Source organism: Bacteroides cutis (genome assembly GCF_900241005.1).
GTDB lineage: Bacteria > Bacteroidota > Bacteroidia > Bacteroidales > Bacteroidaceae > Bacteroides > Bacteroides cutis.
The window spans coordinates 248045-274895 of the sequence record NZ_OEST01000002.1 but is presented as its reverse complement, the minus strand read 5'-3'; the positions used below and the strand labels follow the sequence as shown (position 1 = coordinate 274895).

Below are 26851 nucleotides of genomic sequence, written 5' to 3'. Positions count from 1 at the left end.
TTATTTTTTAGCTTGACGTGCACGTATCATCGCCCCGACTTTACCTTTACCCAAACGGATGTAGTCCAACATCGGACGATTGGAAGGACAAGTGAACTGGCATGAACCACATTCAATACACGACATGATATCTTCTTTCTCTACTCTTTCAAAATCTCCATGAGCCGATACAGTGGCAAGCAAGTAAGGTTCCAAGCCCATCGGACAAGCACCTACACACTTAGCACAACGGATACAAGGCTGTATCTCTCCACGCTTGGCTTCCTTGTCATTCATAATCAGAATACCCGAACTGCCTTTAGCAGTAGGCACATCTGTATTAACCAAGGCTTTACCCATCATGGGACCGCCACCGATAATCTTACCCGTATCTTCGGGAAGCCCACCACAAGCATCAATCAGTTGCTGCATTGGCGTACCGATACGTGCCAGAAAATTGGATGGTTTAGCCAAGGACTTACCTGTTACGGTAATGACACGCTCAAACAATGGTTTATTCTTCTGAACGGCCTGATAAACAGCGAATGCCGTACCAACATTCTGAACTACAGCACCAGTAGAAATAGGCAATGCACCAGCAGCTACCTGGCGATTGATAACAGCATCAATCAATTGTTTTTCACCACCTTGTGGATATTGTACTTTCAAAGGAACGACCTCGATACCCGCATAACCGGCAGCTACTTTCGTCATCAATTGGATAGCATCAGGCTTATTATTTTCAATACCAATAAATGCCTTATTAACCTTTACAGACTTCATGAGAATAGATACACCTACCATAATTTCCTCGGCATGTTCTAACATCAGCTGGTGATCAGCAGTCAAATAAGGTTCGCACTCTACGGCATTGATGATAACACATTCTGCCTTGAATGCAGGAGGAGGACACAGTTTGACTTGTGTAGGGAAACAAGCTCCCCCCAAACCTACGATACCGGCATCAGCAATTTTTTTCACAATTTCCTCTGAAGAGAGGTTACACTCTTTTACCAGTGTGTCTGTACGGTCAATGCTTTCCTCCCACTCATCTCCCTCTACATCAATAAAAATAGCAGGTTTGGCATAGCCGCTGGCATCGACAATCGTGTCAATCTTTGCGACTTTTCCGCTGACAGATGAATGGATAGCTGCTGATACGAAGCCACCGGGTTCGGCAATCTTTGTACCCACTTTCACAACATCGCCTTTAGCCACGATAGGCTTTGCAGGAGCACCGATGTGCTGTCCCAACAGGATTACAGCTTTAGCTGGAACCTCTGCTTTAATAATAGGCTGATGTGCTGAAAGTTTATTTTCCTGTGGATGAACTCCACCAATTGAAAATGTTTTCAACATACAATTCTGTATTTTTAATCGTTTATTTACTCATTAATATTATGCCTCTGCCTCCGGTACATTGGTAACAGAAACTTCAGAAGCTTCAATCACCTTAGGAGCGTCAGTTTTCGGTACTTCCACTTTTTTAGAGGTAACTACCGTAGCATCGCCTTCTACTTTTGGTTTACGTGGTGGAAAATTAAGCGCAACAATAGTACCTTGCGGACAAACCTCCTCACACTTACGACAAGATTTGCACTTATTCGGATCGATGTAAGCCAGATTATTTTCCAATGTAATAGCTTCGAAAGGACATACCTTCACACACTTACCGCAACCTATACAAGAAACGGTACAAGCCTTGCGTGCTACGGCCCCCTTATCTTTATTTACGCATTGTACATACACACGACGAGACTTCTTACCCTGAGGACGGATTTCAATAATATTTTTCGGACAAGCCTTAGCACAAGCTCCGCAGGCCGTACACTTCTCCTCGTCTACTTCAGGAAGTCCTGTTTCGGAATTCATATGGATAGCATCGAACTGACAAGCGGCCACACAGTCACCACAGCCCAAGCAACCAAAGCTACAGCCTGTTTCACCACCATAAAGAGAGGCTGCAATAGCACAACTCTTCGCTCCATCGTATTGATTAATACGTGGACGGTTGGCACAAGTCCCGTTACATCTCACTACCGCAACCATCGGTTCGGAAGCTGCAGCATCCAAACCCAGAATTTCAGCTACTTTTGTCATAACGGGCTGTCCACCCACCGGACAAAGTTTACCTTCCAGCGAACCGGCTTTTACACAAGCATCAGCAAATCCGCTACAACCCGGGTAACCACATCCACCGCAGTTTGCTTGGGGCAAAACTTCTGCCACCTGTGCAATTCGCGGATCTTCATACACGGCGAATTTCTTAGAAGCTACATAAAGAATAACCGCCGATACCAGCGCTATAGCCCCCAATGAAATCACTGCAATCAGAATTACATTCATAAATTAGTTGTTTATTAATTATTTATTTTATGTATTAGTTAGTTCATAGGTTTAATTGAAAAAGAGAACTTCTTCTTCAACCGCGATTTATTCAGCCACAATATATAATAATAAGGTATAAGAAGTACTAACGAGCAAAGTGCGGAAAGCAACTCATCATTCCAAATAGCCATAAAGATGAAAAGAGAAAATATAACAATAAAAAAAGGTAATATGAATGCGTATAATACTGCCATTGCTCCCATAGAAAGTTCTCCTATAACCCATACCCGATCACCGGGTTGATAAACATAAACACCGGTATCGGTTATATCAATGAGTTTTTCTTTTGTATCGGCCGAACTGCAATGTCCCTTGACACTGCACGAAGCACATGCTGAAGTTTGAATGATCCTCACTTGAAGATGAGAACCGTTTATGTTTTCCACAATACCTTGATGTCTTATAGTATTCGCCATTTTGCAAAGTGTGCATTACAAATCGCGGCAAATTTACGCATTATTTGCGAACTGCAAGGGATAAGACGTCTTTTTCTGTGTACGTAAACATTCTTTTTCTATGTTTTTATACTTTTTCATCCTGTACAGGCTACAAAAAGACAAAAAACAAACGATCTGCTGAAATAAAAACAGACCGTCTGCCAAATTTATGTAGATGCTCCGTCTGTTCTGAACAGACCATCCACTTTTACCATTTATAATTAATACCAAAACTCAATAACTCTTTTACTTGGAAATAACTATCCCCTTCAGTCGGTTTAGCGCTATCATCAAAACGGGCATGCACATAGAGTTTAGTAGAAAGGTAGCGGTTTAAAACAAAATTTACGGTGTTTTCCCATTCAACACGTGTCCATTCATAACTGGTCTGGAAATCCAGTCGGGAATTCAAAACAATAGAAGGAATGATAGTCCATTTAATAGTAGATTGCACTTGAGAACCAAAATTATGCATTACAGATTTTCCTTCATCCAAACCAAACTTAACCTCATTAACCTCTTTATTACCAACATAGCGCATCATGTGGGTCAACGGAGCCATAAAGACAGACAAATTGAATTTTTTCTTATTCAATTTATAATCCATACCAATACTAGACGACCAGTCGGCCGGAGCAAAAAATGCCGAGACAAGTTCTTCACTGTTAGCCTTGTATCCATGACAGAACTGAGTCTTAAATTCTGTAGAAATCGTATAGTACCACTTTGAAGCAGCCTGAATACCTATTTTACTGTAGATACGCAGTTGATCCGTATTAATCAGATAATCGTGATATTTATCTGAAGGAGTAGAGCCAAAACCTAATTTTGCATCCAAAGAATTTTCCCATTGAATTTTTTCACGGTCATTATAATTGGCATATAAGTGCAAATTTGCAAGCAAAGTAGTATTACTTTCACCACCTTTATACCAGTTATCCGATATATAATTTTGCGTAATTTGTAACGAACCACTTCCACCTGTTACCCACCAGTTGGGCTTATGTATTACAATTCCGGCTTCCTCTTTCACCCCTACTATTTCTTCCTTGGCAAAAAGCTTCGCTACAGAAGGTTTGGAAGATACCTCTTTTTCTATATTATCTTTGAAAACTTTAGCCTTTTTAATTTCATCTTCAGTCATCACTACAAAATCTGGATGATTGATATATGTGTCAAGCATAGTGCGGTCTACAATCTCATTCACTCTTTTCTTCGACACAAAACTCTGGGTATCGAACGGTAAAAGTTCATTTATTAATGCAGGAAGCGTATCTCTCTCCCCCTCGAAACTCCAATTTAGTTTTGAAAAACGTTCCATCGGAGAATGATAATAGGTAACAGGGATAAACATTTTGTAAAAATCAGGATTAGAAGGTATATATCGTTCAGGGGTAGCAGGATCATTCAAATAATCCAAAACCCCAAGATATTTCTCATACAATATTGAGACTGTGTCCATTCTGAACGTATCTTCATACGGTTTTAACTTCAATATCCAATATTGTTTCCAAATCCCCGACAATGTGTCAGTACCTGCTGTTGTTGTCTGCTTCGTTGTCTCGAGCACGGCTTTTGTCGAATTCTGGGCCATAACCGATGATGATAATAATACGGCAATACCCCATATAAAAAGGTGTCTATTCTTCATATATGTTTAATATATATATTCGGATACAAAATTAATTCAAAATGTTTAGATAACAAAAGACAAGAAGTGAAAGTTTAATAGCCCCCATCTAAACACACTAATTTCTTTTTTTATAATTGTTTTCACTAAACTGTTATGTACTTCCTCATTTTTTTCATAATTTTGCGCTTTAATTTTTAGAAAGAACATTTTAAAACAGTATAGCTGTGGGAGAAACAAAGTATATTTTCGTCACCGGTGGTGTTGCCTCCTCATTAGGTAAAGGTATTATTTCATCATCCATCGGTAAGTTATTGCAAGCAAGAGGTTATAAAGTAACCATTCAAAAGTTTGACCCGTATATCAATATCGACCCGGGCACATTGAACCCTTATGAACACGGAGAATGCTATGTAACGGTAGACGGTCACGAAGCCGATCTTGACTTGGGACACTATGAGCGTTTCCTAGGCATTCAGACTACTAAAGCAAATAACATCACTACGGGACGTATCTATAAGAGCGTTATTGATAAAGAGCGCCGGGGAGATTATTTAGGTAAGACAATCCAGGTTATCCCTCATATTACGGATGAAATTAAACGCAATGTGAAATTGCTGGGAAATAAATACAAATTTGATTTTGTTATCACCGAGATTGGTGGTACGGTAGGTGATATCGAATCCCTTCCGTATTTAGAAAGTATTCGCCAATTGAAGTGGGAGCTGGGTAAGGATGCTTTGTGCGTACATCTTACATATGTACCCTATCTCGCCGCTGCCGGTGAATTGAAAACCAAACCGACTCAACACTCCGTTAAGGAATTGCAAAGTGCCGGTATACAACCTGATGTGCTTGTACTTCGTACAGAACATGAATTAAGTACTAATCTGCGTAAGAAAGTTGCCCTGTTCTGCAATGTAGATGAAAATGCTGTTGTGCAGAGTATCGACGCACCGACTATCTATGAAGTACCTATCTTGATGCAGGCACAAGGACTTGATGAAACTATTCTAAGAAAAATGGGACTTCCCGTTGGCGATACTCCAGGACTTGGTCCATGGCGCAGTTTCCTGGAACGTCGTCACAAAGCAGAAAACACTGCACCGGTACATATCGCATTGGTAGGTAAATATGACTTACAGGATGCTTATAAGTCTATCCGTGAAGCTCTATCACAGGCAGGAACCTACAATGACCGTAAAGTATCGGTAGACTTTGTAAATAGTGAGAAACTGACGGATGAAAATGTAGCCGAAGCGTTAAAAGGTATGGCAGGTGTTCTTATCGGACCAGGATTCGGTGAGCGTGGCATTGCCGGTAAGTTTGTAGCTATAAAATACGCACGTACGCACGATATTCCTACATTTGGTATCTGTTTGGGTATGCAGTGCATCGCCATCGAGTTTGCTCGTAATGTATTAGGGTTAACAGATGCCAATTCCCGTGAAATGGACGAAAAGACGCCGCACAACGTTATCGATATCATGGAAGAACAGAAGTCCATCACCAATATGGGTGGAACCATGCGTTTAGGTGCATACGAATGTGTATTACAAGAAGGTAGCAAGGCATATGAAGCATATGGTACCGAACACATCCAGGAGCGTCATCGCCATCGCTATGAGTTCAATAATCAATATAAGGCCGAATATGAAACAGCCGGAATGAAATGTGTAGGTATCAATCCGGAATCAGATTTGGTAGAAATCGTAGAGATACCGAAATTGCAATGGTATGTAGGTACTCAGTTCCATCCAGAATACAGTAGTACGGTATTGCATCCACATCCGTTGTTCGTTGCTTTTGTGAAAGCCGCTATCGAAAACGAAAAGAAAAATAAGTAATTTCGTAACTTGAAATTTGTAATTAATAATTTGTAATTAACATAGAATGGATAAAAACACCATCACAGGTCTTGTTTTAATAGCTATTTTGTTAGTGGGATTCAGCTTCTTGAGTCGTCCGAGTAAGGAACAACTGGAAGCGCAACAACGGTACTATGACTCTATAGCTCTGGTGCAACAGCGTGAAGCCGACCTGAAAGCTAAAGCAGAAGCAGCCCTTGCCAATGAAAAGGAAACCGGAACTCTAGATTCAACTTCCCTTTTCTTTAACGCCCGTCAAGGGGCCGACTCATTGATTACTATCCAGAACAATCTGGTAGAACTGACAATTAGTAGTAAAGGTGGAAGTATTTACTCAGCTACTCTGAAGGAGTATATGGGACAGGATAAGCAAACACCTGTCATGCTGTTTAATGGTGACGATGTTTCCATGAATTTCCTTTTCTATAATAAAAAGGAAACCATACAAACTGACGAATATTATTTCACGGAAGTCAATCGTACAGACAGTACTGTAACTATGCGCCTGGCAGCAGACAGTGCAAGTTATATCGACTTTAAGTATGCTATGCATAGCGATACCTATCTGATAGATTTTACTATCGACGCCGTTGGTATGGAAAATAAACTTGCTAGTACCAAATACGTAGATATCGAGTGGTCACAACGTGCTCGACAGATAGAGAAAGGATATACCTACGAGAATCGTTTGGCTGAACTGACTTACAAAATTGCCGGGGATGGAACAGATTATTTATCTGCCAACAAGAATGACGAAAAAGAAGTTCCCGAACGTTTAGATTGGATTGCCTTCAAAAATCAGTTCTTCTCCTCTGTGTTTTTGGCGGATACGGATTTTGAAAAGGCGAAATTGAATTCAAAGATGGAAGTTCAAGGCAGTGGTTATATCAAAGATTATTCTGCCGAAATGAGTACAGCTTTTGACCCGACCGGTAAAACTCCGACTCAGTTATTCTTCTATTTCGGTCCTAACCACTACAAAACTCTGACTGCACTTGATAAAGGTCGTACTGAAAAGTGGGAACTGAATCGCCTGGTATACTTAGGATGGCCACTTATCCGTTGGATAAACAAGTGGTTTACTATCAATATTTTCGACTGGTTATCCAGTTGGGGATTGAGTATGGGTATCGTTTTGCTCTTGATGACATTAATTGTGAAGATTGTCGTATTCCCAGCAACTTGGAAAACTTATATGTCATCTGCTAAGATGCGTGTGCTAAAACCGAAAATTGACGAAATAGGTAAAAAGTATCCCAAACAAGAAGATGCTATGAAAAAACAACAGGAAGTTATGGGATTATATAGCCAGTATGGTGTCAGCCCAATGGGTGGTTGTTTACCTATGCTGATACAATTCCCTATCCTAATGGCATTGTTTATGTTCGTGCCGAGCGCTATCGAGCTCCGTCAACAGAGTTTCTTGTGGGCAGACGATCTTTCCACGTACGATGCTTTTATCAACTTCCCGTTCCATATTCCATTCTTGGGTAGTCACCTCAGTTTGTTTTGCGTACTGATGACAGTGACGAATATATTGAACACGAAGTACATGATGCAACAGCAAGATACAGGCGCTAATCCGCAAATGGCGGCTATGAAATGGATGTCATACCTGATGCCTATTATGTTCTTGTTCATATTGAACGACTATCCTTCGGGATTGAACTATTATTACTTCATTTCAACGTTAATCAGTGTGGTGACAACTCTTATACTACGTAAAACTACTAATGAAGAAAAACTTCTTGCCCAGCTTGAAGCCGGCAAGAAAGATCCAAAGAAGATGAAGAAAACCGGTTTTGCTGCTCGTCTGGAAGCTATGCAAAAACAACAGGAGCAAATGATGAAAGAAAAACAGAACAGGAAATAATCCCCCGTTCGAGATATTTTTCAGAGAAAGCCGGACAATGTAGATTGCCCGGCTTTGTTTTCCGATAGAAAGAAGGAAAAAATTATCATTTACCTTCAAATAATCAGATATCAAAAGAATAATAAATATGCAAACTAAATACACCTATAAAGAAATCTGGCTTATAGCCTATCCTATTCTTATCAGTCTGCTTATGGAGCAAATGATAGGTATGACCGATACAGCCTTTTTAGGACGTGTCGGTGAAATTGAATTAGGAGCTTCTGCCATCGCCGGCATTTTCTATATTGTAATGTTCATGGTGGCATTTGGATTCAGTATCGGAGCACAGATACTCATTGCCCGTCGTAATGGCGAGCAACAATATAAAGAAATAGGTAACCTGTTTTATCAAGGTGTTTACTTTCAGTTGGGAATGGCAGCAGTCATGTTCCTACTCTGTTACAGCCTTGCCCCTATGATATTGGTGCGTCTTGTATCATCCGAACATATCTATAACGCCGCCATCAGTTACCTTAACTGGCGTGTTTTTGGTTTCTTCTTCTCCTTTACGGCAGTAATGTTCCGTGCATTCTTCCTGGGAACGACACAAACCAAAACGCTTACGCTCAACTCCATTGTAATGGTATTGAGTAATATTATATTCAACTACATCTTGATATTCGGTAAATTCGGAATGCCGGCCCTCGGCATTGCCGGTGCAGCTATCGGTTCATCATTGGCTGAATTGGTATCGCTAATATTCTTTATCCTCTACACCCGTTTCCATATTGATATTCATAAATATGGACTGAACAAGATACCCGGACTTAACCGAAGCATATTGAAACGGATGCTCAATGTGTCTTTTTGGACAATGGTACAGAATTTCTTGTCTCTTTCCACCTGGTTTTTACTCTTCCTGTACGTGGAACATTTAGGCGAACGTTCCCTGGCAATCACCAATATTATCCGTAATGTATCGGGTATCCTATTTATGGTAATGATGGCGTTTGCTTCAACCTGTGGTTCACTGGTAAGTAACCTCATCGGCTCTGGAAACATAGACTGTGTACCTGGCACGATACGCCAGCATATACGCATAGCCTACGCCCTCGTACTGCCTCTGGCTATCTTTTTTACCCTATTTCCCAGGTTGATATTGAGTGTTTATACCGATATACCCGAGTTGCAGGAAGCTGCGATACCGTCGTTATGGGTACTCTGCTCCGCTTATTTATTCCTCGTACCTGCCAATGTCTATTTCCAGTCAGTATCAGGAACGGGAAATACGCGTACAGCGCTTGGATTGGAAATGATAACATTGGCAATATATACCTGTTATATCACCTATATCGTTGCTTATTTGAAACTAGACGTAGCTTTCGCTTGGACATCAGAGCACGTATATTCTATCGGAATTCTGATACTTTCTTATTTCTATATGAAGAAAGGGAAGTGGAGTCAGAAGAAGATTTGAATTTATTCCCTATCTTCGCTACCAAAACAAAATTTCAAACATATATGAAACAATCAAATCTATTACTTATGTCGGCAGCAATCATGTTGGCATCCTGTGGTGGAACCAAAGACACAGGACAAAAAGATCAGGCACTCATCGGACAATCGGACATCAAGATCGAAGGCAAGCGCATGACTCCCGAAGCACTTTGGGCAATGGGACGTATCGGTGGTGTATCCGTATCGCCCGATGAGAAACAAATAGCCTATTCGGTGGCTTATTATAGCGTACCGGAAAATAAAAGTAACAACGAACTGTTCATCATGAATGCCGATGGTAGCAGTAACACGCAAGTTACTCATGACAACTGGCAAGAAAGCCAACCCACCTGGATCAAAGAGGGCAAGAAGCTTGCTTTTCTCTGTAACGAGAGTGGTAGCAGCCAGGTGTGGGAAATGAACCCTGACGGCAGTGGCCGCAAACAACTCACTCAATATGATGGGGATATCGAAGGCTTTTCCTTCTCTCCCGACGGTAAGAAATTACTTTTCATCGCCCAAGTAAAGACTGTAAAAAGCACCGTCGACAAGCATCCAGACTTACCGAAGGCAACAGGTATCATCGTCACCGATCTGATGTACAAGCATTGGGACGAATGGGTGACTACTGCCCCTCACCCGTTTGTGGCGGACTTCGACGGTAACGGCATCAATAACGTAAAAGACATTCTTGAAGGCGAACCTTACGAAAGCCCGATGAAACCTTGGGGAGGTATCGAGCAGTTGGCATGGAGTCCTTCTTCCGACAAAGTGGCCTATACTTGCCGCAAGAAAACCGGATTGGCATACGCAGTCTCTACCAACTCCGATATCTATATCTACGATCTTACCACTCGAAAGACAAAAAACATCACCGAAGAAAATAAAGGTTATGACACTAATCCTCAGTACTCTCCCGACGGTAAATACATTGCTTGGCAGAGTATGGAACGCGATGGTTACGAAGCCGATTTGAACCGTCTGTTCATCATGAATCTCGAAACCGGTGAGAAACGTTTTGTAAGCCATGCATTCGAGTCAAACGTAGATAATTTCCTCTGGAACAAAGACTCTCAAAGTATCTATTTCATCGGAGTATGGCATGGTGAAACACAGATTTATAATATCAATCTGGTCGATAACGATAAATTGGTACAGCTTACCGATGGAATGTACGACTACGCTTCTCTTGCACTCTGTGGTGATAAAGTGATAGCCAAACGTCACTCCATGAGTATGGGCGACGAAATCTACGCCGTAAACAATGCACGTAGCGGCGAAACCATTGCCGAAGCCAAGCAGTTGACGTTTGAGAACAAACAGATTTACGACCAACTGGAAATGGGTAAGGTAGAAGCCCGCTGGATGAAGACCACCGATGGCAAACAAATGTTGACGTGGGTTATCTATCCTCCACAATTCGACCCGAACAAGAAGTATCCTACCCTGCTCTTTTGCGAAGGCGGTCCTCAAAGTCCTGTCAGCCAGTTCTGGAGTTACCGTTGGAACTTCCAGATTATGGCAGCCAACGATTATATCATCGTAGCTCCCAACCGTCGCGGTCTTCCGGGCTTTGGCGTGGAATGGAACGAGGCTATCAGCGGTGATTATGGCGGCCAGTGTATGAGAGACTATTTCACTGCCATCGATGAAATGGCAAAAGAACCGTTTGTTGACAACGACCGTCTCGGTTGTGTAGGTGCCAGCTTCGGCGGTTTCTCTGTCTATTGGCTTGCCGGACATCACGACAAACGTTTCAAGGCATTCATTGCCCATGACGGTATCTTCAACATGGAAATGCAATATCTGGAAACCGAAGAGAAATGGTTTGCCAATTGGGATATGGGCGGTGCATACTGGGAAAAGGACAATGCCACTGCTCAACGTACTTTTGCCAATTCTCCCCATAAGTTCGTTGATAAATGGGATACTCCTATCCTCTGCATCCACGGTGAGAAAGACTTCCGCATCCTTGCCAACCAAGCAATGGCAGCTTTCGATGCCGCCGTCATGCGTGGTGTTCCTGCCGAACTGCTCATCTATCCCGATGAAAACCACTGGGTGCTGAAACCACAGAATGGCATCCTCTGGCAACGCACTTTCTTTGAATGGCTGGATAAATGGCTGAAACCGGCTAAATAAATAAAGCCAAAGTATAAAAACAATCGTCCCCGGCACTTCATTGAAGAACCGGGGACGATTCGCTTTATTTATAAACCATTCGACTTATCAACGTAGAATACTCCGGAATGTCAGAAAGATTATCTTGAAATATTCCTTGATGGAACGGTTATCAATATACCTCATATTATACCGTATCTTATCAGGCATTATCTGCTCCTGATATGCTTTATCCGCATCTTCCGCCTGACCTAATATCTTGTTTTCATCCACATATTCTATCGAAGCGTAATCGGTGATACCCGGACGAACCGATAAAACTCTCCTCTGCTCATCCGTATACAAGTCTACATACTTACGAACTTCAGGACGAGGTCCTACCAAACTCATATCCCCTTTCAATACATTGAACAACTGAGGTAATTCATCCAGCTTATATTTTCTGATAAAATAACCGATACGTGTTATTCTGGGATCACGCCCACCCACAGTTATCAAACCCTGCCTGTCAGCCCCCACACGCATCGAACGGAATTTATAGACATAAAAGTCCTTTCCATAACGCCCCACACGCTGCTGACGATAGACACCACCCCCTTTACTTTCCAGACGGATAGAAATATACAGAATAAGAAAAACAGGAGAAAGCAGCAGAATTCCCAAAAGGGAAAATAGAACATCAAAGCAGCGAATCATTACTTAATACTTACAACCGACTGATAAGCCGCCATTACAGTCTTAATGATAAAATTCAACTTCTCATCGTCCAACTGGGGATAGATGGGCAAAGATATTTCACTCTTGAAATTCTCGTATGCCTGAGGATACTCATTGATATCATATCCCAAAGATTTAAAGAACGAGAGCATAGGCATCGGAATAAAATGCACATTCACGGCAACCTCGCTTTTAGCAATTTCATCAATCATCCGGTCGCGTTGTTTTTCCGTAAAGTCCTTGATGCGCAATGCATAAATATGGTAAGAGCTCTCTTTCTCCCCCTCTATCGAAGGAGGAACGATTGCCCAGTCACATTCCTTGAAAGCTTCCGTATAAGTATCGAATACTCTCTTACGTTCCTTCAGCAGCTTCGGATATTCCCGTATCTGGGCAAGTCCGATGGCAGCATTCACATCCGCCATATTTACCTTCATCCCCAATCCTACAATATCGTAACGCCAACCACCAGCCTTTGATTTAGAGAAAGCATCTTTTGTCTGGCAATTCAAACTCATCATCCGCAACTCCTTATAAAGTTCCGAATTATCAAAAGGCGCAGGCAGGTTCAAACAAATAGCTCCACCCTCGGCAGTCGTCACATTCTTCACCGCATGAAGTGAGAAGATAGCGACATCCGTCTCACAACCTGTACGTTGGTTCTTACTATAATAAGCCCCCAACGAATGTGCGGCATCATTCATCACAAGAATACGTCCCAGTTTCTCCTGTACAGCACTTTCTGCTTTGAACATCTTCCGTATTTCAGGTTCATTTACCAGTTTCATAATTTTGTCATAATCGCAAGGAAAACCTGCTATATCCACCGGAATAATTGCCTTTGTTTGGGGAGTAATCGCCTTACGGATAGCATCTACAGATATATTGAAGTCCTTACCCGAGTCCACCATAACAGGCTTTGCACCCGCATGGAGCACAGCCAATGCCGTAGCACTATATGTGTAAGCCGGAACAATTACTTCATCATCCGCTTTCACTCCCAGCCAACGAAGCATCATAATGGCTCCCGAAGTCCAGGAATTCACACAAAGCACTTCTTTCGCACCTGAGAAAGATTTTATTTCTTCCTCTAAAGCTTTTACTTTAGGACCGGAAGTAATCCAGCCCGAACGCAATGAATCAACCACCTCATTGATGACAGTATCATCAATGTAAGGAGGAGAAAATGGTATTTTCATGATTAAAAAAATATGTATTGATTAGGGCTATCCCGGGGAGGGATAGTCTATAAAAGAGAAATCAGGAAATAAATATATAATACTTCATCATAAAACACTAGGAAGCCTACTAAACGTATCTATCAAATTATATCCATCCCAAGTCAATGCAAAATTCGTAGTTTCACCTATGGGTACTATACGATCAAGACCTAAAAAGCGATTACGTCGAACAAAATCAACAAGTTCTTCCTTTTTAAAACCATAGTATCCAAGAGTTTGATATTTGACGGTAACAATTGATGCTATTTCGTCAATTGTCCCAATCGTTTTCTCTGAAAAATAGCCACAGGCGCAACGGAACTCTTCAATATTCTTTGGTAACTCGCTTAATTCTGTACGGAACACCAGATTATCAGGTATATCTTGCATCTTAACATTCATACATATAGCCTGACGATAGAAAGCTGTGAGCTTATCAACACTCATGACTGCCTGCAACTGATACTTGGATGAAACATAGTCATGAAAAATATTCCAAAAACGTTCTTTGGCTACTTCCAGACAATCTGCAGAAAGCCAAAAAATAGTATGGGGAGCAGAACAAGCATTCTGGTCAAACAGATATGTGTCATTATAAAGTGCTTCTGCAAGTCTCTTCATTTCAACATCTGTAGCCGACATTATAGCTGTTGGATTTATAGCCGCAATAGAATATCTATCAGCAAAACAAACATCAAAAGAACGTGCAGGTAGTGCACTCTGACGAATTGTAGCTATAGTTGTATCCCCTCCCCAAATCACACGCACATTGGCAATAGATGAAAAGTATGTACTTGCATCTGAAGTTCGGTCGTAGCGTACCAAAACAATACGACTAGCAACTTCATCATATAACTCACTTTTCAGTATCTCATACAAATGTTTGATAATTAAATCTACCTGCGGGAATTGTTTTGAGCTCACACGAACAATATTGGTATTACCGGATAAAAGACCTGCTACCAATGAATAACCAAAATTAATAGGAACATTGGATGGTGCAATATGAAAGAGAAGCCCTCTCCCTAAACGCAATTCATCCTTACGAACGTATTCACTCATCAATTTTTGCAGATTTGCCTTTCTGCAGAAAAAAGCAAACGTAATTACATCCGGATACAGACGACTACTACGATCTTTGAGCAATGCTCCTGACAATATATTCAGAAACTCAATAACTTTATCTGAAAATGGTATATCCGGACGATATTCCAAAAACTTCTTCCAATCAATCTGAGCAGGATAAAGCAATGTAAAATTAGAATTTGGCAGCATAGGTATCACTACATCCGCGGATTTCCGCATTTTTAATTCGACCTTCTATTTTGAAATACTTACCTTTAAGTCCACACGGACAATCATCCTCACCTAAAATCATCCCTTCATCTTCGGTTAAAAGTACATGACCCGGATATGATTCTGGAAGTGTACTTACCACTTCAATCAGACCTTTCTCTCCAATTTCAGCCAATGAAAAATCAAAAGGCCTACGAATCAACACATCACTGAATATACTTGTATGCAGATGACCATACTTGCATTCCATATAAATACAACCGGTTTGTTCAACCATGCCGTAATAGTCATGTACATTATCAGGCAAGATTCCACACACCTCATTCAGACTATTCTTGTATTCTTCCGGAGAGACCTTCTCCGTTACAAGCTTCTTCCAACCGCCACCATGAATCAGGATTCCCTTACTCAAATCAGGCTTATATCCACTCTCAAGCAGCTTCTTATAAAAGTGTTGCCAAATCATAAACGTGAAACCGAACATAAAGATCGTTTCTCCTTTGTTAGCTTCGAGAAATTCTTTCATTCCCTCAACATCAAGTTCCATATCTTCGTTGAGTGCATATTGACGTTTGTTGCCGAACATGGAAAAACCAAGTATACCAGCACCACGGGCAGAGAACATATTGCGGTTTTTAACAACAGCCGTAGAATCAAGGATCAACATCGGAACACGCTTTGTTCCAAGGAAATGACTCACAATCTTTGTCAGACATTTCTGTTGTGCGCTACTGGTCTCACGGTCAAGAAAAATACGTGAGACTTGTTGACCTGTAGTCCCACTGGAAGTCATAGTTTTGACTACCTCGCTTTTCTCACACGAACGAAGTTCAAACTCTTTAAATAATCGTACCGGTAAATACGGCAACAGCTCATAGTCAGGCAGATTACTTATATCCAACCCACGAGCATCCATCATTCTACGATAAGCCTCACACTGATTATAATGCTTACGTGTAAGCTCACGCAAGCGTTCGTTCAAAAGTTGATGCTTCTGTCCTCTGTCCAGTGAATACGGAGCTATTTCAAGTATTTCATTTATGTTCATTATCATAACATTTTCTGAAGCTCAGGATAATCTATTTTTCCATTTGTTTTAACAGGTATAGTATCAATCTTTTTTACAGTAAAAGCACGCGGATTAAAACCAGTCTTCTCTACGAGTAAAACCTTAATTTTCTCCTCAAGTCCATTTTCTGTCACAAAAACAGTAATCAAATCATCCACCCCTCCACAAGCGCAATTAGGAGTTATGGCTTTTACCAATTGCTCAATGGCATCAAGATTAGTCCGATTCCCCCAAATTTTCACGAAACGCTTCATGCGGCCGGTAATGTAGAAAAAACCATCTGCATCAAATTTGGCAATGTCACCTGTATGAAGTTCACCACAATTTTCATCACCTTTTCCAAGATCCATACGTTCTTCCGCATAACCCAAGCAAACATTCGCACCTTTATATACAAGTTCCCCTTCCACTTCCGGCTCTTTTATACTTTTGCCATTAGTATCCACTATACAAAGCTGCCCTCCTGGTATGGCAATGCCGATTGAAGCATTCTTCTCAATCGCCTTATCAAACGGCAGATAAGACATTCTTGGAGCTGCCTCTGTCTGCCCATACATCACAATGAATTCTTTATTATTCTGTTTGGCAAAATCTACATATTCTTTCACGTAAGTAACATTCAATTTACCTCCTGCCTGAATCATTGTCTTCAATTCCGGTAATTCCATACGGAAAAAACGCAGTCGCTTCAACATTTCGTAAGTATAAGGTACCCCTGCAATGGAAGTAGCTTTCTGTTCCTTGATGAAAGTCCAAAACTCACGTTGCATCACAGCTTTATCAGTAAGTAAAATGGTAGCTCCCTTAATTAAATGACTGTTAATGACCGACATGCCATAACTATAATACATTGGCAATGAAGTCACCGGACGCTCATCGGATGTAATTTTTAAATAATCGGCAATTGATTCTGCATTACTCTTAAGATTTTGTTCAGACAATCTCACCAATTTAGGAGAACCGGTACTCCCTGATGTCGTAAGACATAGAAGCAGATCCGGATTAATAGCTTTATCGGTCAAGGGCTCATCATAAGCCATCAACTGAAGAGAATACTCCTGATAAGTATATATACTCTTTCCACCGATTTCATTCGCACGAACCGATGGCATCCATATATACTCCGGCTGATAGATTCCAATGAGTCTTTGAACCAACTCTAAATCCTTACTACCATCCAAAAGCACCTGCGGAATATGTCTGTTCATACAAGCCACATAACCGATAAAAGCACCAAGAAGATTCTCACAAAGCGTAAAAACAAACCCACCTTTATAATGAACGGCAAAGTTCTCCACTTCTTCCGCTACCTGTCCATAAGTCAACACCTCGTCACGGTCGGTAATGACAGCTGTATTATCCTTATATTTATCTAAATCGAACATCCAGTATACTTGAAATATATCTATTTAATTAATCATCATTCCATCTACACCTAAAATCTGTCCAGAGATATACGATGATAAATCCGAAGCAAGAAACATATAGGCATTTGCTACCTCTTCAGGAGTACCTAATTGTCCCCAATAAATTCTGGATTTTATCTTATCTAAAGTTTCTTCGGGTGTTTTTTGCAATAATGATGTATTTATAGTACCTGGCGCAACAGCATTCACTCTAATTCCATCTTTAGCAAGTTCTTTTGCCGCTGATTTCGTCAAAGCGATAACTGCCCCTTTACTGGCTGCATACACCATTTGAGCATAGTTGCCACTTATACCCATAATTGAAGCTGCATTCACAATAGATCCTGAATGCTGACGTTTCATAACCTTTGAAACATATTGAATGAAATGCATCATGGCAAATACATTAACTTCAAATGTCTTTTGTATTTGGGAATCCGTGACCATTGGGATAAGTGAATCCAACATAATGCCCGCATTATTTACCAATATATCAATTTTACCTTGTTCTTTCTTTACACGCTGAACAAGAGCTACAATTGCCTTTGTATCACAGATATCAAAATAGCAAGGGATAATTCTATCACTTGCAACATCATCCATACCACCTTCCATCAGATCTACCGCATAAACGACAGCACCATTTCGGGCAAATGTTTCCATAATGGCACGACCAATACCACGACTGCAACCGGTAATAATTGCCACCTTGCCTGCCAACATGTTAGAATTCCACATTGTACTTGGATTTTAATATTTCAATACCCTTTTCATACGATGAAAAGTCTATGATATCGTCAGTCTCCATCATAATATCAAATGTATCCTCCAATGCTGAAATAAGGGTCATATGCCCTACGGAATCCCATAATTCTGTACCTTGATAATTAAGTCCCGAAAGTTCATCTACAGAGAGTTCAAAAGACTCAATGAATGCATTGTTATACTTATCAATAGCTGTCATAACTGTAATTTATTTATAATTTAGATTTATTTATCTGTTGTTACTAGTCCATACTTTTTATATGGTTTCAAAATTTTGCGAAAGAGAACACGTTCTCTCCCATCAGGTAGAATCATACTACCAACCGGTTCAGCTTTCGCAACTTTCTCATGATATCTATACACCGATTTATTAAATTTGTCAACCTCAAAAAAAATCTCTCTGTACCCAAGATTGTAAATAATCCCATCTTTTACATTTTCCATATCTACAGATAAGAATGAATTTTCTGACATATCTTTACGCCAACACCAATACTCACCTCTTACACCTTTATTATGAATAAATTTCGGAGCTCTATCATCAGCTCCCAATGATTTATACCTACTCCATAATTCTTTCAATAAAAAAGGCCTCTTCAATAATGCACCGACTGCTGCCAAACCTAATTTCAATTTGTGATTTCGTAAATTTTCCGCTTGTTTTTCAGCATCCAGTGTTGCACTACTAAATCCAACAATTATACCATCCTCCCTTTCTGCACAAACAACCACTTCATAAGGATCAGAAAGTGTTATCCTATAATATACCGTAAGAAAATTTTTACCTAAAGACAAAAATACTCCTCGTGTATACCGATCTCGTACATGCCAATGGCATTCTGCGATTTGCTTGGCATCACTTGGCTTTGCTATTCTAAATCTAATATCGCTCATTTATTTAAATGATTTAATTCTCAATCATCTTTATCACTTCTACCATTTTTTCTGCCAGATACTCATAATCAAATATTTTAGCAGTTTCCAAAGCCCGTTTACACATAGCATTATATTCCTCGACCGGTAGTTCTAACAGAGAACGAATAGCTACTGCATAATCATTCTCATCTTTCATTTCATGAGCTATACCTATTTTGTTGTTCGTTATCGGACATTGAGGAAGATTGATGTTACAAACTATCGGACGACCACTAGCCATATATTGAAACATTTTGCTTGAACTGATTCCATATTTAGCAAATTCTGAAGAAATATAGTTCAGTATATTTAAATAGCTCTTTGAAAGTATAAATGGGACATACTTGGGATCTGTCCATTTTGCTTTGAACTTTACATTCGAAAGATTATGTTCCGCACAATATTGAATCAGCGCATTACGATCATCACCATCACCATAAATCAAAAAGACAGTATCTTCCAGATCTTTCATTTTTTCAGCAGCACGTACCAACTGTCCTACATTATTCACCAGTCTGATACTCCCCAGATAAATAACCTTTTTCTTGTCAGATTTCAAATCTTCATCATCTATCGTATATTCAATCTTCCAGTTATCAAAATCTTTCAAGTCCACACCATTATTTATATAATAAATCTTTTTCATATCTACAGGACCTCCAGATTCTATATCCCATCCCTTTGCACGTATATAATCAAAACAACCGGTAAGTGAAAATACAGCAGCATCCGACTCTGTATAGTTTTTTTTGGCTCTATACCACAAATATTTCATGATTGGATTCTTTGCACTAATCAGCCCTAAATCCACAAAAATATCCGGCCACATATCCAATACCTCTTTCACATACTTAATACCATGTTTATGAGCAAAGTCAAGAACCGGATTTGAAATAAGCGCATCCGTTGTTGCCACTATCAAATCAGCTTTAGGTATTTTTTTCATCACCCTCACTAAATTATAATGGAACTGAATTTCACTCAATATACGTTTTATACCTGCCGTTCCCCGATAAGGCAAACTCCTAACATGTACAAAGTGCAAATCGTCATACTGACGCTCAATATATAATGAATCATCTTCTATAAGATCCAGATTCATATTATGCATAATACTACAACCAAAAATTGTCACATTATATCCACTTTGCTGGAGATAATGAGCAAATTTAATTGTCCGCAAGCGTGATTCATATTTGGGTGGCATAGCATACTTATTCACCAACCAAATATTTTTAATATGTTTTTTAGACATATATTATTTTATCACACCTTTTTCCAAATATTCTGCAAGGTTAGTACGCATTACAGCGGCAACATGATCAGCGGCAACTTTTTCCATATCATGTTTAACCATGATACTAACAAGTTCTTCAAATGAGGTGGTTTGTGGATTCCATCCTAACTCTTCTTTTGCTTTAGTGGGATCACCCAACAAGTTTACAACATCTGTAGGACGATAAAAATCTTCAGATACCTCAATAAGAGTTTTACCGATAAGATTTGAAGGACCAGCTATACAAATACCTTTTTCTTCCAGATCTTTACCTTCAAATTTTAATTCTATGCCTGCTGCCTTAAACGCATAGTAAGCAAACTCACGAACCGAATGCTGAACACCAGTCGCAATAACAAAATCTTCAGGTGTATTATTCTGAAGGATAAGCCACATACACTCTACATAATCTTTAGCATACCCCCAATCACGAAGTGATGAAAGATTGCCGAGGTAAAGTTTGTCTTGCTTACCTTGTGCAATACGAGCAGTAGCAAGAGTGATCTTACGAGTAACAAAAGTCTCTCCTCTTCTTTCACTTTCGTGATTAAAAAGAATGCCCGAACAGCAAAACATATCGTAAGCTTCCCGATACTCTTTAATTATCCAGTAACCATATAATTTAGCCACAGCATAAGGTGAATAAGGATGAAAAGGGGTCTCTTCATTCTGTGGCACCTCCTCTACCTTACCGTAAAGTTCAGAAGTTGAAGCTTGATAGATTCTACATGTTTTTTCCAAATGATTCGTACGTACGGCTTCCAATATTCGAAGTACACCAACTGCATCAATATCAGCGGTAAACTCCGGAGCATCAAAAGAAACTTGTACGTGACTCTGAGCCGCAAGATTATAAATTTCAGTAGGTTGTACCTTACCTATTAATTTCACAAGAGACATTGAATCACCCATATCTGCATAATGAAGATGAAAATGAGGAATCCCCTCAAGATGAGCAATACGCTCACGATAATCGACAGAAGAACGACGGATAATACCGTGAACTTCATATCCTTTCGTTAAAAGAAACTCTGAAAGATAACTTCCATCCTGTCCAGTAACGCCTGTGATCAATGCGATGTGTTTATTCTCCATATAATTAAAAAAATTAATCTATTTTACTACTCTTATTCATTACCCTTATAGTACAATCTGACAGAAAAACAATATAATTCCATCCCTATAATATTAGATATCTATAGGCTTTGTAAAAAACTTGTGAAATGCATATTGATATTTTACCGGATAGAATCTAAGAAAAGCACGTAGCACATACCCCTTTAAACGTTCCTTAATAACAAAAACCTGTTCCCTGTCATATTTGGCATTAGGTATAAGTTTCTTCAATTTTCTATACTCAGTAATATCCAGTTTCCTCTTATTGACAAGATTTATAAAATTGAAAGGACGTTTCCAAGTACAAAAGAAATCTTTATAATCAAAGCTTCTTTCTGTTGCATTCTTTTCAAATTGCCAAGCAGATTCGTTATCAATAGTCAAACTCTTAAGAACTTCAATATTCCAAAGAGTAAACCCAAGTGTCACACGATAAGGTACTTTATCATATATTCTTCCATAATACTTGTTATGATCAGCACAACGAGATGTGCGAATCGGATCAAAACGCAAACATTCCCCCTTCTCTTGAATAAAAGTATTGATAGCAGAAGACACATACTCAGTATCAACTTTCTTTGAAATCAATAAATCATCAAAAGCAATCATCACATACGAATAACCTTCTTTCTGAATATAATCTAAAACGAACAAAAGACCATGACTCCAACTTCTATCTTCACCTATTAGAATAGATTTAAAGCCATACTTTTCAAACGATTTTCGATGTGAAGCCAAATAAAAGTCATAAGGACAATCAGGCCAATGACGGTTAAACAATTCTCCATATGTATCCCAGATATCAGAATAAGGATCACATGAAAGTACTACGTATGCAACTTGCTTATTCAATTCTTGAGTCATAAATTTCATTTTTTTTATTCAATACTTTCTCATATACACCAAGTAATACACTCTCTTGTGAATCCCAATTATATTTTGTCAATACAGCTCTCTGACCATTCTGCCCCATCTGATAAGCTACCTCTGGATGTTCTTGTATATATGTGATTGCTTTGGCAATCGCATTTACATCATTTGGATTTACACAAATACCACAATTATTCTTCTCTACAACTTCTTTCCAAAGATCAAAATCAGTACAGATGACCGGCATTCCCATTAAAAGATACTCAAATAGTTTGTTATTGGACATATTTCCAATTTTGCCCTTGCATAGAGGCGAATAGTGATAAAGTGCTACACCTATGTCAGAATGGTTATATACTTTCTCGTTCACTTCTTGCTTGGACAATTTACCAAAGAAGTTTACATTTTTCCATCCCTTGAGTGATTTCATCCGATTCATGAGTTCGGCATTAGCCCATCCTGCAAGATTGAACCTGACACTATTAAGATTGTCTATAGCGATGATTAATGTCGGTATATTCCATGCATCTGAGATAGTCCCTGCATAGCATACATTTATATCATCAGTTGTACGTAAAGGACGTTGCTTTACTTCATCATGATTGATTATTGGAAAGTTCAAAACAAGCTCTACATTTTTATTGACCTTCTTAAAACGATCTCGCGTCCAATGATAACACACAATGGCAGCATCAAACTCTTTACATTTAGCCATTTCATACTGCCTATATACAGTACCTACAAACTTATAGAAAAGCCCTTTAAATCCAATACCTCGATTCATCCATAGGGAGGGATGATCCTCAAATGCATCAAAAATTACTTTCTTACCCATACGCTTCAGCTTTGAAGCATAACTAATTGAAGCCGGATCATTAAACTGATAGATATCAGCATCCACCTCCAATGCTTTCTGATAAAGCATCCTTGGAAGAACAGTAAAACGTTCCCAATCAGTCTTACCAGTATATTCAACTCCAACGATTTTAACCCCCTGTTGTATTCTGGATTTTGCATTAGGACAAACCATAGTAACGTCATAGCCAGCTTTGGCTAACGAGGCACACTCTTTATGAAAAACACGGATATCATTATCATCCTTGCTTGTAAAGTAACAAACAGATGTCATAAGCTAATTAGTATTCAAATTAGACATATTATAATATGAATCTATACTACCAAAAGGCAGCTATTCATTCAATAAATTTAGAAAAGAAGTCATTTTTAAAGTTCATTATAACTAAATCCAATAGTCATAAAAAATCTAGCGGTTCTTACAATCATTTACCATCTATTGGAAAAAATGTTTTTAAAGTAGCTCAACACAGAATTTGTAAGTGAATACTGACAATATAGTATACACGATTTTAAATGTTTTTATCTCAAGCTAACAAATCACCTAAATAAGGAAATTGGGGATATTTTTTTATTAGATACTTATGTACTTCATCAATATTTTTAAGGTCATAGACTCTGTTTTCTTGCTCCAAGAATGAAAAAAAAGATCTTTTCAATAATAGGTTCCTAAGCCCATTACAATAACGTAAGCATAGTATATATAAAAAATACGAGAAAAAAACAATTTTATTCTTTGATTTTTTCTTAGATATTTTTAAATATGGTATATGAAAAACTGCAAAAAACGCCAGTGTATATTCTATATTAATTTGAGAAATCAGTTGCTCTTTCTTATTATATCTTATTGCCTTTATAGCAGATTCAGGCCAAACCGTTTCTACCGACCAATATTTGGGAAGAGAATCTTCCCACTGTTCCTTCGCATTTGAAGGAAGAAAGGGAACTTCATTAATATCTGAAAGTTTATTTTTAAACTTTCGGACACATTCTCCACCACCTGAATTTCTGCTAGCTCCAGTAATAATAATAGGGAAATCTAATACAACAAAATTATTCATGTGAAAGCAGAGTGAAACAGCACATGCCATATCCGGAGAAGGTCCTGGATGGAAAGTCTTGGCAATATTATATATCCGATCCAAAACTTTTCTTTTGACAATACCCTGATATACTCTAGGCAAACCTTCCATATTCACAAATCCATTTTTCAATGCTTTAGAAAGTACATCTTTAGTCTCAACAACTTGATAATTTCCCCTAAAAGGCTTGAATGAAAGTACATTTGATATATCAGTTACATTAGAAACATAATCTGGCCATTTATAAATAGTTGGGGCAGATAATAATGCATCAATGTTATTTCTATTCATCCATAAAACACATTCTATTATATGAGAAGTTACCCCATCATCATCTCCTATAAAACAAACATAATCACCTTTAGAATTCAAAATAGCCAAATCAGAGTTTTCCGCCTGCGAAAGTCGACCTGAATTATAAAAATAATTTAGATTTTTATAATTACATTTATTCAAATACTCTACAAATGTAGAATTATCGTCTGAATTATCTTGAACGACCAATTCTATATAATCAGAATGAAAAGAATCAATTAAGGTTATTAAATGTTTTAGATAGAAATACCGATTTTTCGTAGGTATTACGATACTCAATAAAGGATTCATCTTTTAATAATAATGAGGATATAAATAACTATGTGTATCTATCCATTCTTTCATTTCTGTAATCATGTTTGGATAAGAAGGCACAATAAATGAAAAATCATTTCTAGTAGAAATTAGCGTTTTGTCTAAATGAAGTTTATCAGACTTTATTATATTAATATCAGATCGGCCGAAAGTATCTTTAAATAGATTTAACAAGGCATATTTTGAGATACTTTCATTATTCACCAAATTATACAATCCAGACAAATTTTGCAAAATGGCAGCTTCCATGGCCTTTGCCAATGTCAAAGTTGTGACCCCAGTCCATATTGCAGAAGAATATCCTTGAATAGATCCATCTTGTTTCATAAACCAATTAAAGAGACCAATTCCCTCTTTTTTCAGATCTGGACCTATAATTGAGTTTCTAAAAGTAAGATTCTTATTATCAACAATCTCACCTTCAGCTTTTGTAATATCGTATATTGACTGTCCATCTTTCACACTGTTCTCTTTATACGGCCCTGTATTACCAGCAAACACACAATCTGTACTCATATGAATCAGTTTACACGGTAATTTTTTTATGGAATCAGCTATAAAATGGGGTAAATTAGTATTCAGCACCTTGGCCTGCATAGGATTATTTTCTGCAAATTGATTAAGAATACCTATACAATTTATAATTACATCATAGTGTCCTGACCTCAATACACTACCTAACCTTTCGAAATCCGAAGCATCACCTACAATGTTTTCACATAAATGGAATGGTTTTCTAGTAAAAGCTGTTACATTATATCCTCGTTCTTGAAAATAAAGAACGATAGTATGGCCAGCCATTCCACTACCTCCTAAAACCAAGATTTTCATAATATCATATTTCAATCTAAATATTCACGTACATAATCAACTTTTAAAAGGAGTTCTTTCATCTCCTGTACCGATAGTCTATATGTATTATGAGAATGATAATCTTCAATTTTAGTAATTTTCTCATTTCCAACTTCTAACTTGTCATAGTTTAAATCTCGATTATCACACTTCACTCTATAATATGCCCCCATATCCTCAGCTTTTGCCATTTCTTCCCTAGTAACAAGCGTTTCATACACCTTTTCACCGTGCCGAGTACCTATGACCTTTATTTCAGAATCTGAATGAAACAATTCTTTTAAAGCAGTAGCAAGTACATGTAAAGTCGCTGCCGGAGCCTTTTGTACAAATAAGTCCCCATTCTGTCCGTGCTGAAATGCATAAATCACTAAATCAACAGCATCATCTAAAGTCATCATAAAACGGGTCATTTGAGGATCAGTTATAGTTATGGGCTTATTCTCTTTCATTTGTTCTATCCATAATGGAATTACTGATCCCCTACTAGCCATTACATTCCCATATCTAGTACAACAAATTGTTGTTTGAGCATCTAGCCCCAACGTTCGCCCTTTCGCAATGGCGACTTTTTCCATCATTGCCTTACTTATTCCCATTGCATTGATTGGATAAGCAGCTTTATCCGTAGACAAAACAACTATATTCTTAACTCCATGTGCAATCGCCGATTCTATTACATTATTTGTTCCGATAACATTTGTCCACACTGCTTGCATTGGAAAAAATTCACAAGAAGGTACTTGCTTCAAAGCAGCAGCTGAAAAAACATAATCAACTCCAATCATAGCATCATCTACAGAAGCTCTATCTCTCACATTTCCTATATAGAACTTCACTTTAGGATTCTGCAATTGATGTCGCATATCATCTTGCTTTTTCTCATCTCTACTAAATATTCTAATTTCTTTAATATCTGTATCAAGAAATCGTTTAAGAACCATATTACCAAAAGAACCTGTTCCTCCGGTAATCAACAGAATTTTATCTTTAAATAATGACATGTT

At 38.7% G+C, this 26851-nt stretch carries 23 protein-coding genes; 4 read left to right on the top strand and 19 right to left on the bottom strand.

What is annotated here, in order from left to right:
- The 4 genes from rsxC to C1A09_RS05170 form a co-directional block, all read right to left on the bottom strand.
- Nucleotides 1–1338 (bottom strand): electron transport complex subunit RsxC, encoded by a 1338-nt coding sequence (rsxC, locus tag C1A09_RS05185; protein ID WP_101542670.1) that lies wholly within the window; start codon nt 1336–1338, stop codon nt 1–3.
- A 39-nt stretch (nt 1339–1377) separates the two neighbouring features.
- Nucleotides 1378–2325, bottom strand: coding sequence for a Fe-S cluster domain-containing protein (locus tag C1A09_RS05180; protein ID WP_101542669.1), 948 nt, complete (start codon nt 2323–2325; stop codon nt 1378–1380).
- A gap of 38 nt (nt 2326–2363) precedes the next feature.
- Nucleotides 2364–2783, bottom strand: a complete 420-nt coding sequence (locus tag C1A09_RS05175; protein ID WP_101542668.1) for a SoxR reducing system RseC family protein — start codon at nt 2781–2783, stop codon at nt 2364–2366.
- 229 nt (nt 2784–3012) lie between these two features.
- Nucleotides 3013–4455, bottom strand: coding sequence for a DUF3078 domain-containing protein (locus C1A09_RS05170; RefSeq protein WP_101542667.1), 1443 nt, complete (start codon nt 4453–4455; stop codon nt 3013–3015).
- A 206-nt stretch (nt 4456–4661) separates the two neighbouring features.
- Between C1A09_RS05170 and pyrG the strand changes: the two genes are divergently transcribed.
- The 4 genes from pyrG (at nt 4662) to dpp5 (ending at nt 11796) form a co-directional block, all read left to right on the top strand.
- The gene (gene pyrG, locus C1A09_RS05165; RefSeq protein ID WP_101542666.1) at nt 4662–6281 is read left to right on the top strand and encodes a CTP synthase; all 1620 of its coding nucleotides are present in this window, start codon (nt 4662–4664) and stop codon (nt 6279–6281) included.
- A 46-nt stretch (nt 6282–6327) separates the two neighbouring features.
- The gene (gene yidC, locus C1A09_RS05160) at nt 6328–8175 is read left to right on the top strand and encodes a membrane protein insertase YidC (protein ID WP_101542665.1); all 1848 of its coding nucleotides are present in this window, start codon (nt 6328–6330) and stop codon (nt 8173–8175) included.
- A gap of 127 nt (nt 8176–8302) precedes the next feature.
- Nucleotides 8303–9634, top strand: coding sequence for an MATE family efflux transporter (locus tag C1A09_RS05155; protein ID WP_101542664.1), 1332 nt, complete (start codon nt 8303–8305; stop codon nt 9632–9634).
- Nucleotides 9635–9678: 44 nt separating this feature from the next.
- Nucleotides 9679–11796 carry a dipeptidyl-peptidase Dpp5 gene (gene dpp5 / locus C1A09_RS05150; protein ID WP_101542979.1) on the top strand — a complete coding sequence of 706 codons (2118 nt, stop codon included), beginning with the start codon at nt 9679–9681 and terminating at the stop codon, nt 11794–11796.
- An 87-nt stretch (nt 11797–11883) separates the two neighbouring features.
- Here the strand turns inward: dpp5 and C1A09_RS05145 are convergent, their stop codons facing one another.
- The 15 genes from C1A09_RS05145 to C1A09_RS05075 form a co-directional block, all read right to left on the bottom strand.
- On the bottom strand, nt 11884–12471 hold the full coding sequence (locus tag C1A09_RS05145) for a sugar transferase (protein ID WP_101542663.1): 588 nt from the start codon (nt 12469–12471) through the stop codon (nt 11884–11886).
- Nucleotides 12471–13691 (bottom strand): DegT/DnrJ/EryC1/StrS family aminotransferase, encoded by a 1221-nt coding sequence (locus C1A09_RS05140; protein ID WP_101542662.1) that lies wholly within the window; start codon nt 13689–13691, stop codon nt 12471–12473. Before C1A09_RS05140 ends, C1A09_RS05145 begins: the two co-directional genes overlap by 1 nt.
- Nucleotides 13692–13778: 87 nt before the next feature.
- Nucleotides 13779–15017 (bottom strand): acyl-CoA reductase, encoded by a 1239-nt coding sequence (locus tag C1A09_RS05135; protein ID WP_245874965.1) that lies wholly within the window; start codon nt 15015–15017, stop codon nt 13779–13781.
- On the bottom strand, nt 14971–16062 hold the full coding sequence (locus C1A09_RS05130) for a LuxE/PaaK family acyltransferase (protein ID WP_245874963.1): 1092 nt from the start codon (nt 16060–16062) through the stop codon (nt 14971–14973). The genes C1A09_RS05135 and C1A09_RS05130 overlap by 47 nt, the downstream gene beginning before the upstream one ends.
- The gene (locus C1A09_RS05125) at nt 16059–17462 is read right to left on the bottom strand and encodes an AMP-binding protein (protein ID WP_101542659.1); all 1404 of its coding nucleotides are present in this window, start codon (nt 17460–17462) and stop codon (nt 16059–16061) included. The genes C1A09_RS05130 and C1A09_RS05125 overlap by 4 nt, the downstream gene beginning before the upstream one ends.
- A 24-nt stretch (nt 17463–17486) precedes the next feature.
- Nucleotides 17487–18221, bottom strand: a complete 735-nt coding sequence (locus C1A09_RS05120) for an SDR family NAD(P)-dependent oxidoreductase (protein ID WP_101542658.1) — start codon at nt 18219–18221, stop codon at nt 17487–17489.
- The gene (locus C1A09_RS05115; RefSeq protein ID WP_101542657.1) at nt 18208–18447 is read right to left on the bottom strand and encodes an acyl carrier protein; all 240 of its coding nucleotides are present in this window, start codon (nt 18445–18447) and stop codon (nt 18208–18210) included. The genes C1A09_RS05120 and C1A09_RS05115 overlap by 14 nt, the downstream gene beginning before the upstream one ends.
- Before the next feature lie 26 nt (nt 18448–18473).
- Nucleotides 18474–19142, bottom strand: coding sequence for a hypothetical protein (locus C1A09_RS05110; RefSeq protein ID WP_245874962.1), 669 nt, complete (start codon nt 19140–19142; stop codon nt 18474–18476).
- A 13-nt stretch (nt 19143–19155) separates the two neighbouring features.
- Entirely contained in the window at nt 19156–20418 is a 1263-nt protein-coding gene (locus C1A09_RS05105) for a glycosyltransferase family 4 protein (RefSeq protein ID WP_101542656.1), read from the bottom strand.
- A gap of 3 nt (nt 20419–20421) precedes the next feature.
- Nucleotides 20422–21534 (bottom strand): GDP-mannose 4,6-dehydratase, encoded by a 1113-nt coding sequence (gmd, locus tag C1A09_RS05100; protein WP_101542655.1) that lies wholly within the window; start codon nt 21532–21534, stop codon nt 20422–20424.
- A 93-nt stretch (nt 21535–21627) separates the two neighbouring features.
- Nucleotides 21628–22419, bottom strand: coding sequence for a calponin homology domain-containing protein (locus tag C1A09_RS05095; protein ID WP_101542977.1), 792 nt, complete (start codon nt 22417–22419; stop codon nt 21628–21630).
- A complete protein-coding gene (locus C1A09_RS05090; RefSeq protein ID WP_101542654.1) occupies nt 22400–23554 on the bottom strand; it encodes a glycosyltransferase family 4 protein in 1155 nt (384 codons plus the stop codon). The genes C1A09_RS05095 and C1A09_RS05090 overlap by 20 nt, the downstream gene beginning before the upstream one ends.
- A gap of 253 nt (nt 23555–23807) precedes the next feature.
- Nucleotides 23808–24968 (bottom strand): glycosyltransferase family 2 protein, encoded by a 1161-nt coding sequence (locus tag C1A09_RS05085; RefSeq protein WP_101542653.1) that lies wholly within the window; start codon nt 24966–24968, stop codon nt 23808–23810.
- A gap of 3 nt (nt 24969–24971) precedes the next feature.
- On the bottom strand, nt 24972–25823 hold the full coding sequence (locus C1A09_RS05080) for an SDR family oxidoreductase (protein ID WP_101542976.1): 852 nt from the start codon (nt 25821–25823) through the stop codon (nt 24972–24974).
- An 11-nt stretch (nt 25824–25834) separates the two neighbouring features.
- Entirely contained in the window at nt 25835–26848 is a 1014-nt protein-coding gene (locus C1A09_RS05075) for a polysaccharide biosynthesis protein (protein WP_101542652.1), read from the bottom strand.
- Between the last annotated feature and the right edge of the window lie 3 nt (nt 26849–26851).

Excerpts from the sequence above, each read along its gene's own strand:
- rsxC (WP_101542670.1), bottom strand. The coding sequence starts at position 1,338 with ATGTTGAAAACATTTTCAATTGGTGGAGTTCATCCACAGGAAAATAAA.
- C1A09_RS05180 (WP_101542669.1), bottom strand. The coding sequence starts at position 2,325 with ATGAATGTAATTCTGATTGCAGTGATTTCATTGGGGGCTATAGCGCTG.
- C1A09_RS05175 (WP_101542668.1), bottom strand. The coding sequence starts at position 2,783 with ATGGCGAATACTATAAGACATCAAGGTATTGTGGAAAACATAAACGGT.
- C1A09_RS05170 (WP_101542667.1), bottom strand. The coding sequence starts at position 4,455 with ATGAAGAATAGACACCTTTTTATATGGGGTATTGCCGTATTATTATCA.
- yidC (WP_101542665.1), top strand. The coding sequence starts at position 6,328 with ATGGATAAAAACACCATCACAGGTCTTGTTTTAATAGCTATTTTGTTA.
- C1A09_RS05155 (WP_101542664.1), top strand. The coding sequence starts at position 8,303 with ATGCAAACTAAATACACCTATAAAGAAATCTGGCTTATAGCCTATCCT.
- dpp5 (WP_101542979.1), top strand. The coding sequence starts at position 9,679 with ATGAAACAATCAAATCTATTACTTATGTCGGCAGCAATCATGTTGGCA.
- C1A09_RS05145 (WP_101542663.1), bottom strand. The coding sequence starts at position 12,471 with ATGATTCGCTGCTTTGATGTTCTATTTTCCCTTTTGGGAATTCTGCTG.
- C1A09_RS05140 (WP_101542662.1), bottom strand. The coding sequence starts at position 13,691 with ATGAAAATACCATTTTCTCCTCCTTACATTGATGATACTGTCATCAAT.
- C1A09_RS05135 (WP_245874965.1), bottom strand. The coding sequence starts at position 15,017 with ATGCGGAAATCCGCGGATGTAGTGATACCTATGCTGCCAAATTCTAAT.
- C1A09_RS05130 (WP_245874963.1), bottom strand. The coding sequence starts at position 16,062 with ATGATAATGAACATAAATGAAATACTTGAAATAGCTCCGTATTCACTG.
- C1A09_RS05125 (WP_101542659.1), bottom strand. The coding sequence starts at position 17,462 with ATGTTCGATTTAGATAAATATAAGGATAATACAGCTGTCATTACCGAC.
- C1A09_RS05120 (WP_101542658.1), bottom strand. The coding sequence starts at position 18,221 with ATGTGGAATTCTAACATGTTGGCAGGCAAGGTGGCAATTATTACCGGT.
- C1A09_RS05115 (WP_101542657.1), bottom strand. The coding sequence starts at position 18,447 with ATGACAGCTATTGATAAGTATAACAATGCATTCATTGAGTCTTTTGAA.
- C1A09_RS05110 (WP_245874962.1), bottom strand. The coding sequence starts at position 19,142 with ATGAGCGATATTAGATTTAGAATAGCAAAGCCAAGTGATGCCAAGCAA.
- C1A09_RS05105 (WP_101542656.1), bottom strand. The coding sequence starts at position 20,418 with ATGTCTAAAAAACATATTAAAAATATTTGGTTGGTGAATAAGTATGCT.
- gmd (WP_101542655.1), bottom strand. The coding sequence starts at position 21,534 with ATGGAGAATAAACACATCGCATTGATCACAGGCGTTACTGGACAGGAT.
- C1A09_RS05095 (WP_101542977.1), bottom strand. The coding sequence starts at position 22,419 with ATGACTCAAGAATTGAATAAGCAAGTTGCATACGTAGTACTTTCATGT.
- C1A09_RS05090 (WP_101542654.1), bottom strand. The coding sequence starts at position 23,554 with ATGACATCTGTTTGTTACTTTACAAGCAAGGATGATAATGATATCCGT.
- C1A09_RS05085 (WP_101542653.1), bottom strand. The coding sequence starts at position 24,968 with ATGAATCCTTTATTGAGTATCGTAATACCTACGAAAAATCGGTATTTC.
- C1A09_RS05080 (WP_101542976.1), bottom strand. The coding sequence starts at position 25,823 with ATGAAAATCTTGGTTTTAGGAGGTAGTGGAATGGCTGGCCATACTATC.
- C1A09_RS05075 (WP_101542652.1), bottom strand. The coding sequence starts at position 26,848 with ATGTCATTATTTAAAGATAAAATTCTGTTGATTACCGGAGGAACAGGT.